This is a genomic window from Gilvibacter sp. CC01, assembly GCF_055755295.1.
Genome location: NZ_CM146909.1, coordinates 2,095,511 through 2,114,044, shown reverse-complemented (window position 1 = coordinate 2,114,044; position 18,534 = coordinate 2,095,511). Strand labels below are relative to the sequence as shown.

The window sequence follows — 18,534 nt, the reverse complement described above, 5'->3', positions numbered from 1 at the left end:
ATAAATTTGATTTATTACAGATAAGATAATTAATTTAGTTGCTCTGTAAAAATAACACCTTACAGCTAATCTTACCAAAACTAAACAGTATAATGACAAGTTGTTTTCTCCCAAATCCTGATGCTGAATACGACGCGATCGTAGTAGGTACGGGGATTTCTGGCGGATGGGCCGCCAAAGAGCTCTGCGAGAATGGCCTTAAGACCTTGGTCTTGGAGCGCGGTCGCATGGTTGAGCACCCACAAGACTACACTACGGCTAATTTAGATCCTTGGGATCTACCAAACGGAGGCACTGCTTCCCGCGAAACACGCCTAAAGAAACCCAAGCAACACCGTACAGGTTATGTAACCAACGAAGCGCATCAGCATTTCTTTGTAGATGACCAAAAGCATCCATACAATGAAGACCGTCGTTTCGATTGGATCCGAGGTTATCACGTTGGAGGTAGATCACTAATGTGGGGGCGTCAAAGCTACCGCATGGGAGATATCGATTTTGAAGCCAATAAAAAAGAAGGCATTGCCGTGGATTGGCCTGTTCGTTATGCGGATGTAAAAGAATGGTATGACTATGTAGAGGATTATATAGGAGTAAGTGGAACCAACCTCGGCTTAGACATTTTGCCTGATGGGAAGTTTCTGAAGCCGATGGAGCTCAATTGTGTAGAGGAGCACTTGCAAGGAAAGATCGCCGAAAACTTTGACGATGGTCGTGTTTTAACCATCGGGCGGGCAGCTCACATCACAGAAGGAACCAAGCCTGGAAAAGGGCGTTCTCAGTGCTTGTACAGAAACCGCTGTATGCGCGGTTGTCCTTACGGAGCTTATTTTAGTTCCAACAGTAGTACATTACCTGCTGCGGAAGCGACCGGGAATATGACATTAAGACCGAACTCTATTGTTTATGAGGTGATCTATGACGATGCCACACAACAAGCAACCGGAGTTCGCGTGATCGATGCCGAGACCAAAGAGAAGATTGAGTTTAAAGCTCAGATCATTTTCCTTTGTGCATCTGCTGTTGCATCGACCTCTATTCTTTTACAATCAAAATCGGACCGATTTCCTAATGGATTAGGAAACGATTCTGGAGAACTTGGACACAATTTGATGGACCACCACTTTAGAGTTGGTGCTCGAGGAAAGGCTGTTGGTTTTGACGATAAATACTTCAAAGGCCGTCGTGCCAATGGAATCTATATTCCGCGTTTTAGAAATTTAGGCGGAGATACCGACGTTCCTACCTTTAAACGTGGTTATGGATATCAAGGTGGAGCCAATCGTGGATCTTATGGCGATATGGTAGCCGAATTGAAATACGGTCCAGAACTTAAAGAAGCCATTTTAAAGCCAGGGGAATGGAGCATGAATCTTTTGGCCTTTGGCGAGACTTTGCCAGACCACAGTAACCGCATGTACCTAGACTACGAGAAGTTGGACGAATGGGGCTTGCCTACCGTTACTTTCGACGCTGATTTTGGGGAGAACGAACTCGCCATGCGTGAGGACATGAAAGAGCAGGCCGTTAAAATGCTAGAAGCTGGTGGATTCACAGACATTGTGACCTATGATGATATAGGCGGTATGGGACTTGGGATCCACGAAATGGGAACCGCTCGTATGGGTCGTGACCCAAAGACCTCTGTTTTGAACAAATGGAATCAGGTTCATGCATGTAAGAACGTGTACGTAACAGACGGCTCCTTTATGACCTCTGCTGGATGTCACAACCCATCACTGGGGTATATGGCCTTTACTGCTCGTGCAGCGAATCATGCGGCAGAGCAATTCAAGAAAATGAAAGAAGGATAAACACTAAAAACCATGGATAGAAGACAAGCATTAAAAAATATTGGACTTACTACAGGTTTTGTAGTGGCTTCACCTGCGCTCTTTAGTTTATTGGAGAGCTGCACCAGTTCGGACCCAAAATGGGTTCCGGTTTTTATGGATGAGACCCAAGGGATGATCGTTGGCCGTTTTGCTGATGTTTTCCTCCCTAAAACAGAGGAGACTCCAGCAGCGACAGAACTCAACGTGGTTCAGTTTATCGACACTTATTGGAATGAGGTATCTACCGTAAAATACCAAGGAAAGATCCAAAACGTCTTTGGAGAAGTTATCGGGATGATGAAAGCCGAGCATGGCGAAGATCTTTCTGTAATGACAGACGAGAATTATATGGCCTTTTTAGATGCCAATATGTTACACCCTAGAGACGAAAAGCGTGACCCACCGGGCACCAATCAGAGTGTTGAGGCTTTAGAGGACGATACGCCGCTTACTGTTTCGAAGTTCTTGAACGGACTTAAATGGATGTGCATTAATGGCTACTTGACCACCCAACAAATGGGAGAAGAGTATTTGGTATACGAACCTGTACCGGGAACTTATGTTTGCGACGACTTGCAAACCCTCACCGGAGGAAAACGTTATTCACTATAGTAACGCATCCAAAAATGAAAAGAAGACAATTCATTAATAATGTAGCGCTCGCCTCGGTGGGCGCTTCGTTTTTAGGAGGCAGCCTAAAAGCGCAAGCTGCCAACGCTTTTGTAACGGCAAAGAACAAATTCCCTTTGCATTTCGCACCGCATGACGGCATGTTCAAAGCACATGCAGGACCCGACATTTTAGATCAGATTCAGTTTATGGCAGATCAGGGTTTCACTGCTTTCGAAGACAACGAACTCAAAGGCAGGTCAGTTGCTACTCAAGAGGCCATGGCAGCATTGCTTAAAAAGCACAACATGACCATGGGAGTCTTTGTAGCACATAAAATCTATTGGAGTGAACCCAACTTAGCCAGTGGCAAGGAAGATTATCTTAAAGAATTTCTGGCAGACATTGAAGATTCTGTAGCCGTTGCCAAACGTATTGGCGCCAAATGGATGACTGTGGTACCAGGCCACATAAACCTCAGACTTTCTAAAGACTATCAAACGGCCAATGTCGTAAACGCCTTGCGCAAAGCCTGCAAGATCTTAGAGCCTCACGGATTGGTTATGGTTTTGGAACCCTTGAATTTTAGAAACCACCCAGGACTTTTCTTGACCGAATCACCTCAGGCCTATCAGATCTGTCAAGCGGTGAACAGTCCCTCTTGTAAAATTCTTTTTGACATCTACCACCAACAAATTCAAGAAGGCAACCTGATCCCCAACATAGAAGCTTGTTGGGACGAGATCGCATATTTCCAAATAGGAGACAATCCCGGACGCAATGAACCCGGTACCGGAGAGATCAATTACAGAAATGTCTTTAAGTACATTCACGACCGCGGCTTCAAAGGAATTTTAGGAATGGAGCACGGCAACTCCATGCCCGATAAAGCAGGAGAACAAGCGGTGATCAATGCTTATTTGGCTGCGTCAAACTTCGATTAAGGATATCATAATATTTCGCATATAATTTTAATACCCCTAATTTTTTAGGGGTATTTTTTATTATGTTGATAAAAATTAAATACTACCCCCTATTTTTTTAGGGGGTATACTATTTAAAATTATATTTTTGAGACATCAACTCATAGATTATGAAGAAAATCGAGGCGATCATCAGGAAATCAAAGTTCGAAGAAGTAAAACAAGCCCTACACGAAGTGGAGGTGAATTTCTTCTCTTATTGGGACGTATCTGGACAAGGCAATGAAAAACACGGATCTGTTTACCGTGGCGTTCCATATAAGACCAGTGATATCCAACGCCGATGGCTTTCTATAGTGGTCAATGACGACTTTGAAGAGCGCACCATCAAAGCGATCATCGAATCTGCCAAAACAGGTAGTGTGGGCGACGGAAAGATCTTTGTGAGCACAATAGAAGAAGTATACAGAATTCGCACCGGAGAACGCGGTGGACAAACCCTATAACAGAAGCAATGGAACACGCAGTTTTTACCATCAACAACGTATGGATGATGATCTCAATTGGTTTGGTATTCATCATGCATCTGGGCTTTGCCTCTTTGGAATCTGGCCTAACACGTTCTAAAAACACCATCAACATTCTCTTTAAAAATGTAATGATACTGGCTATCGGACTTTCTACTTACGCTTTCTTTGGGTTCAGCCTCATGTACCCTGGAGAAGCTTTTGCTGGTGAATACTTTGGTTTTAAAGGGTTCGGGCTGCCGCTCCCCAATGGCGGCCTGACCGAAACCTACAATGTAGGTTATACCTTTTACACCGAATTCTTGTTCCAAGCCATGTTTGCAGCAACAGCCGCTACCATTGTTTCAGGAGCTGTAGCCGAACGCATCAAGATCAATAGCTTTTTGATCTTCTCGTTGCTCTACGTTGGGCTCATTTATCCAATGGTAGGTATGTGGCATTGGGGCGGAGGTTTCTTGGCAGAAATGAACTTTCATGACTTTGCAGGCTCTACTTTAGTGCACTCAGTAGGTGGTTGGGCCGCCTTGATCGCCGTTATCTTGTTAGGCCCTAGAATTGGAAAATATACTGCGGATGGAATAAAACCCATCTTCGGACACAATGTACCCTTGGCGACCCTGGGTGTATTCTTGCTGTGGTTTGGTTGGTTTGGATTTAATGGTGGATCCGTGCTGAGCGCGGACCCCGCCACAGTATCGCTGGTGTTGGTTACAACCTCATTGGCAGCAGCCACGGGCGCTGTAGGTGCTTTCTTTACTTCCTATATTAAGTTTAGATCTTATGACGTGACAATGATTCTCAACGGCGTCCTTGCTGGTTTGGTTGGAATAACTGCGGGCGCCGATGTCATGTCGCCTAACGAAGCAATGATCATTGGAGCCATCTCAGGAGGGCTCTGTGTGCTAGCCATTAGTACTATTGATCGATTAAAATTAGATGATCCGGTAGGAGCTATCTCTGTGCATTTGGTTTGCGGCGTATTTGGAACTTTAGCCGTAGGCATATTCGGAGACAAAGCCGGATTGGGACAACTGTGGATACAGACCAAAGCTATCTTGATCATAGCCGGATTCTGCTGCCTGACTTCTTTTGTAATTCTCTATGCGATCAAACGCACCATGGGACTGCGGGTAACAGCAAGAGAAGAGATAGAAGGCTTAGACACCCACGAACACGGCATGACTGCCTACCCTGATTTTAGATTGAACGAGCATTAAACTGCTCTCGCTAAGAAGTATTTTTTATGTATTTTTGAGGCCGATTAGGCGTAGCTTGGCGTGGACTGTAATTTAGTACAGTCAGCAGCGACCAAGAGCGCAATACAGACACGAGAATATTCCTGTTTATGGCCTATTTATTTACCTCTGAAAGCGTATCAGAAGGACACCCAGATAAAATTTCCGATCAGATCAGCGATGCATTGCTAGACCATTTTCTAGCTTTTGATCCTGAAGCCAAAGTGGCTTGTGAAACTCTAGTGACCACCGGACAAGTGGTCTTGGCTGGTGAAGTGAAGAGCAATACCTATTTGGACGTACAGCAAATAGCCCGAGAAGTGATCAACAAGATCGGTTACACCAAAGGCGCTTATAAGTTTAGTGGTGATTCCTGCGGAGTGATCTCATTGATCCACGAGCAATCTCAGGACATTAACCAAGGAGTTGACCGCGCTAGCAAAGAAGAGCAAGGTGCCGGAGACCAAGGAATGATGTTTGGCTATGCCACCAGCGAGACCGAAAACTATATGCCTTTGGCGCTAGAGATCTCTCACTCTATTTTACAGGAACTGGCTGCCATCCGCAGAGAAAACGATCAAATCACTTACCTGCGTCCAGACAGCAAGAGTCAAGTCACCATAGAATACAGTGACGACAACACACCTCAGCGCATTGACGCCATAGTGATTTCTACCCAGCACGACGATTTTGACAGCGACGACGACCGCATGCTGGCCAAAATCAAAAAAGACCTCATTGAGATCTTGATCCCTAGAGTGAAAAGCAAATTGCCGACTTATGCTCAGGCGCTTTTTAACGACGATATTAAATACCATATCAACCCTACTGGGAAATTTGTTATTGGTGGCCCACACGGTGATACGGGACTTACTGGCCGTAAGATCATTGTGGACACCTATGGCGGTAAAGGCGCTCACGGGGGTGGAGCATTTAGCGGAAAGGACCCGTCTAAGGTAGACCGCTCTGCCGCATACGCTGCCAGACACATTGCCAAAAACTTAGTTGCTGCAGGAGTCGCTAAGGAAGTTTTGGTCCAAGTGTCTTATGCCATTGGCGTAGTAGAGCCAACCTCTATTTTTGTAGACACCTATGGTACTGCCCAAGTAGCCATGTCAGATGGTGAAATAGCTGAAAAAGTTACCGAAATCTTCGATATGCGCCCAGCGGCTATTGAAAGCCGACTAAAATTGCGTAGCCCTATGTATTCTGAAACTGCTGCCTACGGACATATGGGTCGCAAGCCAGAAACAGTCCATAAGATCTTTGAAAGCCCATACTCCGGACGCGTTGAAAAGACAGTAGAATTGTTTACCTGGGAAAAATTAGATTACCTGCAAGAAGTAAAATCAGCTTTTAATTTATAAGATTTTTATATGTTTGCCGAGATCGACTAATCGCAAACATAATTTTATGAAACAGAAACTTTTAGCACTTGTGCTGATCATTCTTGTTTCGAGCTGCAAGGAGAACTCTTCCCAGACCGACAACAACATTAGCACTCAAGAATCCGCACAACCCAAGGGAAAAGACAATTTAGCTTATAAATGGGGACAAATGGCAATTCTAGGCACCGCCTATGATACCGAACGCTTTAAACCACGTCCAACCATTACCTCACGTTATCTCGGATTGATTCAAGTAGCGGTATTTGATGCTTGGTCTCGTTATGACGACAAAGCTATTCCCGTATATCTTAACGGCGTTGAGCGGGTGCCAGAAGCGCAGCGCAACTTAAAGAATAAAGAAATTGCCATTAGTTATGCCGCTTTACGCACGCTGAACGAATACTACTATTCAGATAGTGAAATTTTCAATGATTATATGCGCGAGTTAGGCATGGATCCAGACAATATGTCCATGGATCCGACCACACCAGAAGGAATTGGAAATTTAGCTGCAAAGGCCGTGATAGAGGCGCGAAAAAATGATGGTGCCAACCAATACGGCGAGGAAGATGGCTCTGCCGGTAATCCTTATTTTAATTATACCGGCTATCAACCTGTAAACTCCGCAGACAAGAATGTGGACCCGAATCGTTGGCAACCAAAATATTTCGCCGATGGTCAAGGCGGTCGATATGCTCCAGAATGCCTTACTCCTTACTGGCAGTTAGTAACTCCTATTGCTTTAGATTCCGCCAGTCAATATAGACCTGGACCACCACCAATGATCGGATCAGATCAATTGGAAGAAGAAGTGAAAGAAGTCATTGAAATGCAAGCAGGGCTTACCGATTATCAGAAGGCTTTAGTAGAATTTATGCGAGATGGACCGCAGTCTGTGCAACAAGCAGGCCATTGGTTCAAGTTCGCCCAAGAAATCTCCGTAAGAGATCAACACACCCTAGATGAGGATGTAAAAATGTACTTCTACAACCAAGTCGTGGCCATGGATGGTTTTATAGCTTCATGGGATTCTAAAATGTTCTACGACTATGCCAGACCTTATGCTTTGGTTCATAAGTATTACGATCAACAAAAGATCAAAGCCTGGGGAGGCGAAGGCCAAGGCATGATAGAAATGGACGGTTCACAATGGCGTCCATACTCACCAGAAACATTTTTATGCCCTCCTTTTCCAAGCTATGTTTCCGGTCACAGTACCATTAGTGGAGGATGTGGCGAGGCACTTAAACTTTGGACAGGAAGCGATGAATTCGGGAGCTCTGTAGAGCTTGTAGCCGGAGCGATGACAGAGCCTGAACATTTAGGAGATACCGTTACTTTAGAATTTCCAACTTTTACAGAAACAGCAGAAATGGCTGGAATTTCTCGAGTTTTAGGCGGGTATCACATACAAGCAGACAATGTCGCCGGACTCGAACTTGGCCGAGATGTGGCCCACCATGTCTGGAAGTTCTATAAAAAACATATCGGAGAACCGATTGGAGAATAACAAAAAAGGGAGCCCGTTAGAGCTCCTTTTTTTTGTAATAACGCGCTTATAATCTTATTCCGAAGAATATTCCTAGAGATTCTGTTTGTAGATTGAAATTATTGGATTCATTTAGAGTGAATTCTTTGGACTTTCTAAAAAAGCCTAAATCATACTGTAAGCCTTGAGTGGTTTTGAAAGTCCACCCCACACCCAATTTAGCAGAACTACCTGGTCGAAAATTACCAAGAACAAGATTCCTTCCCGCGTTCAGCACAATGAATGGACCTTCTCGATCAAACCTATTCAAAGACCATTTGACTTGACCCACTATTGGTAATGCCTGCTGTTGTTCCCCAAAGTTAAACGCAATTCCAGGACCAGCAGTAATTGAAATAACCCCAAATATATTGATTCCATGCAAGGAATTAAGCTCTAGACCAAAACCATCTTCGCTGGGCTGAGAGCCTGATGAGTAAGTCGTTTGGCTATTCAGCCACAGTTCAATATTTGACTCATTCACATACAGTATCCTAGATGTCTTAACCTGAGCAAACAAGACTTCACAATACAATACCGAGATTACAATTATTAGCTTTTTCATGTCCTTCAGTTCATCAAGAATCAAACCAATAAAGGGAGCCCATTTAGCGCTCCCTTTTCTATTTCATTGCATCAATCACACTACAGCTCGTAACGGACTATCAACATCACTATTCGAGGCAGCACAAAGAACTGCGAGGTGTTGTTGAAGTTTTCATTAAAGCTGTCGTTGTTTAAAAAGTCCACATCCAAAAGGTTGGTGGCCTGCAACTGATATTCCCACTTGCTGTCTTTTTCTCGGTAATACAGGTTAGCATCTAAGAACGAATAGGTGTTCTCAATGGTTCCTGCTGCATCGGTATAGTTGAAGTAACTCCACTCAGCATTAAAAGTGAAATTCTGCAAGAATACGGCGTCAAAGTTCACGAACGGTTGGTGGGTAGTAAAGGTAGACTCCACCCCTGCATTGTCATAGTTGTTGAGCGTTAAACGATACCCCAATTCAATATTTGGCCATTCGCGGAAGCTGGTTCTCAAACTACCGTTATAGCTCTGGGTAAAGTTGATACTCTCGCGAATGTCCTCGTTAATGATGTTGTTGAATTTCCCCCAACTCACGTTTCCACCCACAGCAAAGCGCAGGCGTTTGATGTTCTTGGTGAATCTTGCAAAGGCAGAGAGAGTCTCGTCTGCAAAATTGCTGTCCAAGTTGATAGGATTAGAAACCTGAGTAATACCTGCCAACTGGGTATTGTTCTTAATGGCTTCAATACGGCGCGTATAATTGATGTTCGCACTGACATTGGTGTAGTTGAACATATTGAAGCTGAAATAGGTCAGATTGTAATTGTGCACAAAGGCGTTCTCCAAATTGCGGTTACCTCTAAACAAACGGTTGTAATTGTTAAAGATGTAGCCTTCGGCAAAATTGTTCACGTCTGTATACTGCGCTTGTATAGAATAATTAAGGCGAATGTTCTCGCTCTTTTTAAGCTCCACTATGGCGTTGAAGTTTGGTAAGACGAGCCATTCGTTATTCTCTGAAACGCTTCCCAACTGCTCGCTCTTAACGCGATAATTATGCAAAGTTGCTCCTGGGGTAAAAGTGAATATTCCCGTTTTGAACTTGTAGTTTACACCTAAAAAGTAATCGCTGAAGTTAAAGGTCACGTCGTTGTTGAACTCATCGTCCTCAAAAGCAGATGGCGGCCCAGTGAACATAAATTCTTGGAAGATCCCCGAATTGAAATCTTGACGGCTCAAAGTCGCCCCAACATTGATATTCACATTGCTTTTATTGTTGATCACGTAGTAGTAATCTACCTTGGCGTCTAATTTGTTGGTCTTGATGCGTCGCTGCTGATTCACATCGTAACGATCCATGCGCTGCAGCGGGTCAAAAGTATCTTGCGAACTATCAAAAGGCGCTGCTGGATTTACCCGCGTAAAGACTCCTCTAAACGGAATCGAATCTTGGATCACACTGTAAAAAGGATCCTCGTCTTGATATAAATGCTGCAGCTGCCCAGCAAAGATGTTGTTCTCATCTAAGGTGTAATAGGCATTGATGTTTTGATTTATAGAGAAAGGCGTGGTATTCTCATCCTCGTTGATCTCGTTCGGATTGTTGTTTACTGTGGAGACGATAGCGCTAACCTCACTTTGGTCAGAGGTCTTTCCAAGCACATCATAATCCAACTGAAAGTTCGAGTTTGGCTTGTAAATAGCACTCATCTTGAGCATCCCCAACTGGGTGCGCTGATCGTTGATATTGTTTGTAGTCTCAGTAATTCCTGTAGCCACATAATTGCGGATCGTATTGGTGATATAGCTGGTTCTGTTATCCGAGAGGATAGAAAAACCACTGATGTCTAATGACTTGCTGGCGTTCCAACTAAAGTTCGCCGCCAAGAAGGATGTCTCGATGGCATTGGCGCGGTTATTCTGCCCCACTGCAAACCCTAAGTCACCTGTATTGATGTTGAAATTAGTACCTCCACCGCGATTGAAATTTCTAAAACCGCCTGTAAAGTTGAAATAGTCTCTAAATGTGAAAGGTACTTGTCCAATATCATTGAAGTCTGTGATTATGTTCACACTGTAATCCGGACTGTAGTAGAACAACTTCGGATATACCAAATAGCGTTCTTTCTCATTACTATCAAAGCCGATTCCACCAGAAACCTCCCCAAACCAGAAGTTCTTTTTCCCTTCTTTGAGTTTGATATTTATGGCGATGTTATCCTGATCATTACCCAGCCCACGCATCTGGTCCACCTCATTGTAATTTCTTAGAACCTCAACCTTATCTACAGCATCTGCAGGGATATTTTTGGTGGCAAGTTTAGAATCTCCATCAAAGAAGTCCTTTCCTTCCACCATTACTTTGGTAACAGCCTTGCCCTCTATTTCTATCTCCCCATCGTCATTGACCTCAACTCCAGGGAGCTGTTTCATCACGTCTTCTAATTTGCGTTCGTTCCCTGTGGTAAAGGAATCTGCATTATAGACAATAGTATCGCCCTTTACCGTAACTGGCATCTCGTAGACTATCTCTACCCCATCCAATTGATTGGGTGCTGGGTTCAAGGTTACGTCTCGGGTCATGTCCGAAGCCCCTTCCGCCACATTCAAATCGAACTCCACTGTCTCTAAGCCTAAAAAGCTAGCCTTTAGCGTGTAGGTATTGTTAGTCGGTAAATCTAATTGATAGCGCCCTTCGTAATTGGTTATGGCGTAAGACTCAATCTCGCCTGTTTCTTTAATGGTAGCGATAATGTTTGCGAGTTCCAAAGGTTCTCCGATAGAGTCTTTGATTACCCCTCTTAGTTTAATGCTCTGGGCGTCCGCGTCAAAGCTAAATAAAGACAATAGGATACTTATAAAGAGTAATTTCTTCATGGTTGGCTGCACTGTATTTTGATTGATTGATTGATTAACCTCGGAATCCTCCGCGACTGCCACCGCGTCCACGGCCCCACATTTCGCGCATTTCTTCCATTTTATCGGCTACGATCTTTTGGTATTCCTCGCGAGTCACGACTTTCCCTTTAGATGGTGCCTTGATCTCGATTGGGTCTTCTGGATTCATTACAATTTTAGAACAGAGAATAGTGGTTCTATAAACATTGAGCTCTAAGATTAGCCCCGGCAATCCGCCATATTCTCCTGGTCCGTGTTTTACTGGGATCATGGGTGTATACCATGCAGTTACAATGACCTCCTTAGGAATCTCGATCTGACTCATTGGGTCATCATCGGCATTGGCAGTATCGGTGGAGTCCTTTGCCTTTTCTTGGTCGGCATTTTCTCCGCGATCTCTTCCGCCTCTCCGGCGAGCCATACTCCAGTCGTTTTCGTCTATCTTTTTTACCGCGGTGACTTTGATGGCCAGATATTGTCCGATCATTTTAGACTCCTTGGTCTCTTCCCATTCCAAATTGGCAATTTCGTCCTGGATCAAGAATTGTTTACCATAGAACTCTTGCTCCTGCACCAATTGACCAGTCTCCAAATTCTTGTATTGATCTCCCGGTGTAAAGCTGCCCATCATCATCCCCATCCAACGACTACCTCCATTTGCATCGGTTTCTAGAACCTCTTCTTCTTTGTATATGGATTCTTGCCCGTTAAAGGAAAGCACATAGGTCTTTTCCAGATATTTTCGCATACGCTCAGCGATCATCTTTTTCATCTCCTCGGTCATTTCGCGACCGCCCCAATCCATATCTACGGTAGTTTTTGATTGGTAGTAGGCCTTTCCGCTGAATTCCTGAGCGCTCATGGTGATACTCAAAAGCATCAACATTAGGGGTAGTAGTTTTTTCATTTCCTTGAAAATTAACAGTTTAGTGTTGAAAAGCTAAGCTAATTTAAAGCCTTTAGACTCGTAGCAGCCCAAGAGGTTTACTAAAGCTTTGTTAAATTTCACTAACCGCCAATTCTGATCTCAAAACTGTTTCCGTTGCCACGGCGATTGTCTGGCTGATAACGCTCTTGCATTTCTTTCATTTTCTCTTGCATGATAGCGTTATACTCCTCCTGTGTAACTTCTTTGCCTTTGGTCGGCTCTTCTACTTTCACACCATCTTTAGGATTGAGAACGATCTTGCTGCAAAGTATGCTTTGTGTACCGTCAGAGATCTCTAAAATTAAGCCAGGCAAACCGTGGTGTCTCCCGGGTCCGTGCCCTAGAGGAATCTGCGGAGTGTACCAGGCCGTAATGGTAATTTCCTCTTCTGTGGTTTCGCTACTAGCCTCGGTACCTTCTTCTTCGTTACTACTAAAAGAGGACTGAACCGTACGGGTTTCAGTTCTGGTAGCTTTAAAGCAAGTGTACTCCCCAATATTCTTGGTCTCTTTGGTGAGCGTCCATTCTAGATTAGGCAAAGAATCTTTGATCAGAAAGCTTTTTCCAAAGATGTCACTTTTGTTCGCTAAACGATTCTCGGAAATGTTCTTGTAGAGCACATCTGCCTCTCCGGCTCCGGCTACAACGATCTGCATGCCTCCGCCACTCACCGTTGGTGTCTCGAGCGATTCCACCACCTTGTATAAAGAGGCATCTTTATTAAAGTCTAAAGTGTATTCCTTTTCGAACTGTTTCTTCATCATAGCCAGCAATTGCTCTTGCATTTCAGAAGAAACCTGGGTGCTGTCTAATTTGATATCCAACTTGCGCTGGGTCTTGTAAGTGGCTATTCCTTGAAAGTCCTGGGCATGCACGCTTCCAATAAAAAAGGTCAATGCCAATGAAAGGTAAACGAGAGTCTTCATAGTTGTTCTATTTTTTGTTTTGATGACACCACAAAGATGCACAAACCTAATATTAAGCCAAGTTAAGCATTGTTAAGCACTGTTAAGCAATTTGGAAAATGCCTCCTATTACACCTACTTTTGGACCATGAAGCCAACAAAATACAAAGGCATACTCTATTTTATCATCGCGGCAATTGCGCTCACGCTTTGCCTGCAGGGATACTGGTTTTATCGCAGTTTTAAGGCAGAACAAAAAGAGTTGATCTCTGACGTGCAGGTCAGTCTCAATAAAGCAGTCGACGATTATTTCACCCAACTCGCTCAAAAGCAAAGTATGCTTTTTGCTAGTGATACCTTAACGGTAAGTATAGACAACCCTTCCTTTAACTTTCCAGACCGATGGGAGTTTATAGACAGTATTTCTGGAGGTACTATTCAACATTTTGAACTCACCGATTCTTTAAACGGATCGAGTTTTACCGCCGTCAGTATTATAGACTCCGTAGCCAATGAGCGCCCTCAACTTAAAATAAGAGACACCCTACGCAGCTTCTTTAGCCGTTTGGGCAGACGCCCCTTTGAACTTCTGACCAACAAAATTGTGATCTCTTTTGCTGAGGATCAAATGTCGCTGCCTGTCTTAGATTCATTATTTCACGAAGAGCTCCACCAGCGCGAACTTTGGATAGACTATGGCTTGGAATACCAAGCACCTTGGGCAGAGAAACAGCACTTTGGTAAACTTTCTGCTAATGATGCAGCACAAACACTAAAGGCCAAGTCTAATTTCTTATTGGCAGACGCGACCTTAGATCTGTATTTCAAGAATACCACGCCACTTATTTTACATCGCAATGGCGTGAGTTTAGGACTCTCGCTCATCTTTGTGGCCTGTATAATAGGTTGTCTGCTGTATTTGCTCAAAATAATTCGTGAGCAAAAACAATTGGCAGAGATCAAGAACGATCTGATCTCCAACATTACCCATGAGTTCAAAACACCCTTGGCAACTATTGGTGTTGCCTTAGAAGGAATTCAGAAGTTCAACACAGACAACGATCCCGAGAAGAGTAAAAAGTATGCAGCCATGTCTCAAGAGCAGGTCAAAAAGCTGTCTGGCATGGTAGAGAAGCTTTTAGAAACAGCTACTTTAGATAGCAATGCTTTAGTATTGAATAAGGAAGAGTTGGACCTGGTTACACTTTGCAAACGCTTGGCGGTATTACCCGAAGCCTATGTTGGAAGCAATAAGCGCATCAGCCTTAATGCAGCGCCAGAAAGCTTAGCCGTTAATGTTGATCCCTTCCATTTAGAGAATGTGATTAATACCCTTATTGACAATGCACTCAAATACGGAGGAGATACGATAAGCTTGAATATTACTTCGGATGCCTCCGCAGCAAAAATAGCTGTTCACGACAACGGGAATGGTTTGACCAAAGCGCAGAGCCAACGCATTTTTGAGAAATTCTACCGCGTTCCTAAAGGCGACACCCACGATATTAAAGGTTTTGGCATTGGCCTGTATTACGCTAAGAACATCATAGAAAAACACGGTGGACAAATAAGTGTATCCACCAAAGACGGAACTACTTTTACCCTATCGATCCCTCATGAATAAAGCGATACACATCTTGCTGGCAGAAGACGAACCGGCTCTGGGACAGATCATCAAAGAAAGCCTGGAAACCAGAGAGTTCAAGGTAACCCTCTGCACTAATGGTGACGATGCCTTAAAGGCGTACGCTTTAGAAAAACCAGAACTATTGGTTTTAGATGTAATGATGCCCGTAAAAGATGGCTTTACCTTGGCCAAAGAGATCCGAGCAGAAGATTCGCAAACGCCCATAATCTTTCTTACGGCAAAATCACAGACCGAAGATGTGGTCAACGGTTTCAACTTAGGTGGTAACGACTATTTAAAAAAGCCCTTTTCTATGGAAGAGCTGATAGTTCGCATTAAAAACGCGCTAAAACAAAACGATGCACCGAGCAAGAATACCAATTTCACTCTGGGCGATTTTAACTTCAATGCCAACCGGCAAGAGTTGCAGTATAAGGACAAGACCGCGGTAAAACTCACCCACCGAGAAAGTGAATTGTTGTTTCACCTCTGTGCCAACAAGAATCAATTGCTGGATCGCTCGTTCATTCTTAAAAAACTTTGGGGCAGCGACGACTTTTTCAACGCCCGCTCTATGGATGTGTTCATCTCTAATTTACGCAAGAAATTAAAGGCCGATTCCTCCTTGCAGATTGTCAATGTGCGCGGCTTCGGATACAAGCTGATTTGCGATTAGTTTTTGTATCTTGACAGCATGAAGCTGTTGCTTTTCCTACTCTTACCAGTCATGGCCTTTGGACAACTCAAGCTAAAGGATAAAATGCCTTTGGACGCCGATCGTTTTATAGGGGTAGACTCTTATAAGAACACCTATTTTTTAGTCAATAATGCACTGATCAAGACCAGCGATAAAGATAGATGGAACTATGCCGATTTTACCCTAGGCAGTATTACCGAAGTAGACATTATAAACCCTTTGAGAATCTTGGTCTATTACGCCGATTTCAACATTGTGGTCTTTTTGGACAACACCTTGAACGAAATAGAACGGATCAACTTCAACCAAGTGGAAGACTATTTGAATATTGAGACAGTTCGCATGGCCAACAACAACAGTGTTTGGGTTTTTAATAAAGATGCACAGCAACTGGAGCTCTATAACTATCGCTCTGGCAAACGCAGTATCATCTCTCAGCCTATTCAAGGCAATTTGCTTTCTACAGCGAGTGATTTTAATTTTTGCCATATCCTTACAGAAGAAGAGGTCATTACCTATAATGTTTACGGGAGTATTTTGCGCAGCTACGACAATCCGGGCTATACGCGATTGTGGACCTCTTCACCCAGAGGTGTATTGGCCTTGGACAAAGCCGGAACTATTTACTTTACCGAGGCTTCCGAAGGCGAGTTTAAACCGCGAGTGGAAGGCGTAAAAATAGCCGTGAAAGACTTGCAACTAAGTTCAGAAATCCTGTATATTTACGATGGAGATTTCGTGTACTCCTTCAAGCTAACCAAACCCTAAAGAATCCTCATTTTATGCATGTTGCGATAGCCGGAAACATAGGCTCAGGAAAGACTACGCTCACCAAATTATTGGCCAAACACTACAAATGGCAACCCCATTTCGAAGATGTGGAAGACAATCCCTATCTGGATGATTTTTACAACCAGATGGAGCGCTGGTCATTCAACCTGCAGATCTACTTTTTAAACAGTCGATTTAGACAAATCGTAGACATACGAGAAAGTGGCAAGGATTACATTCAGGATCGCACCATTTATGAGGATGCCTACATATTTGCTCCCAACTTACACGCTATGGGGCTAATGACCAATCGCGACTACGAGAACTACCGTTCACTCTTTGACCTTATGGAAAGTGTGACCGAAGCACCAGATCTTTTGATCTATTTGCGAAGCTCGATCCCGAATTTGGTGAGCCAGATCCACAAGCGTGGTCGTGAATATGAGAATTCCATCAGCATAGATTACCTAAGCCGACTCAACGAACGTTATGAAGCTTGGATACACGACTACGATAAGAGCAACCTACTGATCTTTGACGTAGATACTTTGAACTTTGTAGATGAGCCAGAAGACCTAGGAAATGTGATCAATCGCATTGACGCGGAACTTCATGGATTATTCTAAAAACATATTTAATTTAACCCAGATCGATCATGAAAAATTTAAAATTGTTAGCCCTTTTGCTGCTTGCACCTATGTATATCGCTTGCAGCTCAGATGACGACAGTAACACTACACAAGAAGAAGTTGAAGCCTCTTTGGCAGGTACATGGACGGCAGAGACCATAGATTTCGACTCTACCATCACTACAACAGTAGAAGGTCTTCCGGTCACAGCGACCCAAGAAGGCGAAGGTTTCGATATTGATGCCACCATCACCTTCTCTGAAGACCCAAATACCGTAACCTCGGACGGGCAATTTTCAATGACAGTCACTACTACTTTCTTAGGAGTGAGTGAAACGGAAACATTAGAGAATCTTGATCTAATTGGTGACGGCATGTGGACTTTATCTGACAATACCCTAGTTATAACTGGAACTGCAGATGATCAGGATGCTACTATAACTGTAGAACTTTTAACAGAAGATAGCTTGCGCTTGCGCATTGAACAAACAGAGATGCTAGACACCCCTGTTGGCACAGGCGAGGTAGATGCCGTATTTGTGGCCACTTTTTCCAGATAAACAAAACATAGGCAAATAGCTTATTTTGTGTGTAAAGAATCGTGTTTACCTACGTCCTATTTACATGCATAGAATCGTATTACCCTTATTTATATTCCTGCTGAGTCAGTATGGTCTAGCGCAACGATCCTCGCTAGATACACTACAAGCCGACGCCAATATTTGGCAGACCTTTAAATACGACGCAAAAAGCGCCTTTGGAGGTTTTAAACACAGCATAACGGCTCCTGTTAGATGGCAAGGAGATAACTACTTGACTGCTGTCAGTGTGCTTACGGTAACCTCTATGTTCACGGCGCTTGATCAATCTGCCCGGAATTATTTTGTCGAACAAGAACCCAAAGCACCGGGAGTATTAAAGGAATTTGGATGGTACTTTGGCAGTCCGCAGAACTTCTTTATGGTTTCCGGAGGGATTTATGGCTTCGGACTCTTGACCAAAAATGAGAAGGTGCGTAAAACCGGAGTGCTCATTATTGCCTCCGCAGCAACCTCTGGACTCTTTCAAACCTTCTTTAAGACAGCAGTTGGTCGCGCACGCCCTGATGATTTTACCGGCCCTTTTGAATTTGAACCCTTTAAAGGTACAGCCAGATACCACTCCTTCCCTTCAGGACACACGATCTTGTCTATCTCTATGGCGCATTCCATAGCGAAACAATTTGACAACTTTTGGGTAAAGTCTGGTATTTATGCCTTAGGGAGTATTGCTCCTATTTCGCGACTTTGGGACGATGCCCATTGGGTATCAGACATTGTTTTGGGAGCAGCCATAAGCATTGCCGTTGTAGACAGTGTAGACAATTTCTTATTTGGCAGTAAACGCTACGAGAACACCTACAAGAATCGCAATAGGATAAGTTGGCGTTTCATCACCGGACCCTCTACCGTTGGTTTGATAGGAACATTTTAAAACAAAAAAAGCCGCTCAATTTGAGCGGCTTTT

Annotated in this window: 17 protein-coding genes; 13 read left to right on the top strand and 4 right to left on the bottom strand. The window is 43.7% G+C overall.

Going from position 1 to position 18,534, the window contains the following annotated elements; genetic code table 11:
- Nucleotides 1-92 precede the first annotated feature (92 nt).
- From AC0J2F_RS09910 to AC0J2F_RS09880, 7 genes are all read left to right on the top strand, one after another.
- Nucleotides 93-1,814 carry a GMC oxidoreductase gene (locus AC0J2F_RS09910; RefSeq protein WP_473007513.1) on the top strand — a complete coding sequence of 574 codons (1,722 nt, stop codon included), beginning with the start codon at nucleotides 93-95 and terminating at the stop codon, nucleotides 1,812-1,814.
- A 12-nt stretch (nucleotides 1,815-1,826) separates the two neighbouring features.
- Nucleotides 1,827-2,447 (top strand): gluconate 2-dehydrogenase subunit 3 family protein, encoded by a 621-nt coding sequence (locus AC0J2F_RS09905; protein WP_473007512.1) that lies wholly within the window; start codon nucleotides 1,827-1,829, stop codon nucleotides 2,445-2,447.
- 14 nt (nucleotides 2,448-2,461) lie between these two features.
- A complete protein-coding gene (locus AC0J2F_RS09900; protein ID WP_473007511.1) occupies nucleotides 2,462-3,388 on the top strand; it encodes a hydroxypyruvate isomerase family protein in 927 nt (308 codons plus the stop codon).
- Nucleotides 3,389-3,537: 149 nt separating this feature from the next.
- Nucleotides 3,538-3,873, top strand: a complete 336-nt coding sequence (locus AC0J2F_RS09895; protein WP_473007510.1) for a P-II family nitrogen regulator — start codon at nucleotides 3,538-3,540, stop codon at nucleotides 3,871-3,873.
- 8 nt (nucleotides 3,874-3,881) lie between these two features.
- Nucleotides 3,882-5,111 (top strand): ammonium transporter, encoded by a 1,230-nt coding sequence (locus AC0J2F_RS09890; protein ID WP_473007509.1) that lies wholly within the window; start codon nucleotides 3,882-3,884, stop codon nucleotides 5,109-5,111.
- Between the two features lie 128 nt (nucleotides 5,112-5,239).
- Nucleotides 5,240-6,496 (top strand): methionine adenosyltransferase, encoded by a 1,257-nt coding sequence (gene metK / locus AC0J2F_RS09885; RefSeq protein WP_473007508.1) that lies wholly within the window; start codon nucleotides 5,240-5,242, stop codon nucleotides 6,494-6,496.
- A 46-nt stretch (nucleotides 6,497-6,542) separates the two neighbouring features.
- Nucleotides 6,543-8,027 carry a vanadium-dependent haloperoxidase gene (locus AC0J2F_RS09880; protein ID WP_374959154.1) on the top strand — a complete coding sequence of 495 codons (1,485 nt, stop codon included), beginning with the start codon at nucleotides 6,543-6,545 and terminating at the stop codon, nucleotides 8,025-8,027.
- 46 nt (nucleotides 8,028-8,073) lie between these two features.
- Here AC0J2F_RS09880 and AC0J2F_RS09875 read toward each other — a convergent pair whose 3' ends face one another.
- From AC0J2F_RS09875 to AC0J2F_RS09860, 4 genes are all read right to left on the bottom strand, one after another.
- Nucleotides 8,074-8,610, bottom strand: a complete 537-nt coding sequence (locus tag AC0J2F_RS09875; RefSeq protein ID WP_473007507.1) for a hypothetical protein — start codon at nucleotides 8,608-8,610, stop codon at nucleotides 8,074-8,076.
- A gap of 80 nt (nucleotides 8,611-8,690) precedes the next feature.
- Nucleotides 8,691-11,450: a carboxypeptidase regulatory-like domain-containing protein gene (locus AC0J2F_RS09870; RefSeq protein ID WP_473007506.1), complete on the bottom strand. Its 2,760-nt coding sequence runs from the start codon at nucleotides 11,448-11,450 to the stop codon at nucleotides 8,691-8,693.
- A 34-nt stretch (nucleotides 11,451-11,484) separates the two neighbouring features.
- Nucleotides 11,485-12,378, bottom strand: a complete 894-nt coding sequence (locus tag AC0J2F_RS09865) for a GLPGLI family protein (RefSeq protein WP_473007505.1) — start codon at nucleotides 12,376-12,378, stop codon at nucleotides 11,485-11,487.
- A gap of 101 nt (nucleotides 12,379-12,479) precedes the next feature.
- The gene (locus tag AC0J2F_RS09860; RefSeq protein WP_473007504.1) at nucleotides 12,480-13,325 is read right to left on the bottom strand and encodes a GLPGLI family protein; all 846 of its coding nucleotides are present in this window, start codon (nucleotides 13,323-13,325) and stop codon (nucleotides 12,480-12,482) included.
- Between the two features lie 127 nt (nucleotides 13,326-13,452).
- On the opposite strand from AC0J2F_RS09860, the gene AC0J2F_RS09855 reads away from it, so the two are divergent.
- The 6 genes from AC0J2F_RS09855 (at nucleotide 13,453) to AC0J2F_RS09830 (ending at nucleotide 18,501) form a co-directional block, all read left to right on the top strand.
- Nucleotides 13,453-14,928, top strand: coding sequence for a sensor histidine kinase (locus tag AC0J2F_RS09855; protein WP_473007503.1), 1,476 nt, complete (start codon nucleotides 13,453-13,455; stop codon nucleotides 14,926-14,928).
- Complete coding sequence (locus AC0J2F_RS09850; protein ID WP_473007502.1) at nucleotides 14,921-15,607, top strand: response regulator transcription factor; 687 nt, start codon at nucleotides 14,921-14,923, stop codon at nucleotides 15,605-15,607. The genes AC0J2F_RS09855 and AC0J2F_RS09850 overlap by 8 nt, the downstream gene beginning before the upstream one ends.
- 18 nt (nucleotides 15,608-15,625) lie before the next feature.
- Nucleotides 15,626-16,396, top strand: coding sequence for a hypothetical protein (locus AC0J2F_RS09845; RefSeq protein WP_374957349.1), 771 nt, complete (start codon nucleotides 15,626-15,628; stop codon nucleotides 16,394-16,396).
- 14 nt (nucleotides 16,397-16,410) lie between these two features.
- Nucleotides 16,411-17,025, top strand: a complete 615-nt coding sequence (locus AC0J2F_RS09840; RefSeq protein ID WP_473007501.1) for a deoxynucleoside kinase — start codon at nucleotides 16,411-16,413, stop codon at nucleotides 17,023-17,025.
- 29 nt (nucleotides 17,026-17,054) lie between these two features.
- Nucleotides 17,055-17,588 (top strand): hypothetical protein, encoded by a 534-nt coding sequence (locus AC0J2F_RS09835; RefSeq protein WP_473007500.1) that lies wholly within the window; start codon nucleotides 17,055-17,057, stop codon nucleotides 17,586-17,588.
- Between the two features lie 64 nt (nucleotides 17,589-17,652).
- Entirely contained in the window at nucleotides 17,653-18,501 is an 849-nt protein-coding gene (locus AC0J2F_RS09830; RefSeq protein ID WP_473007499.1) for a phosphatase PAP2 family protein, read from the top strand.
- Nucleotides 18,502-18,534: the final 33 nt, after the last annotated feature.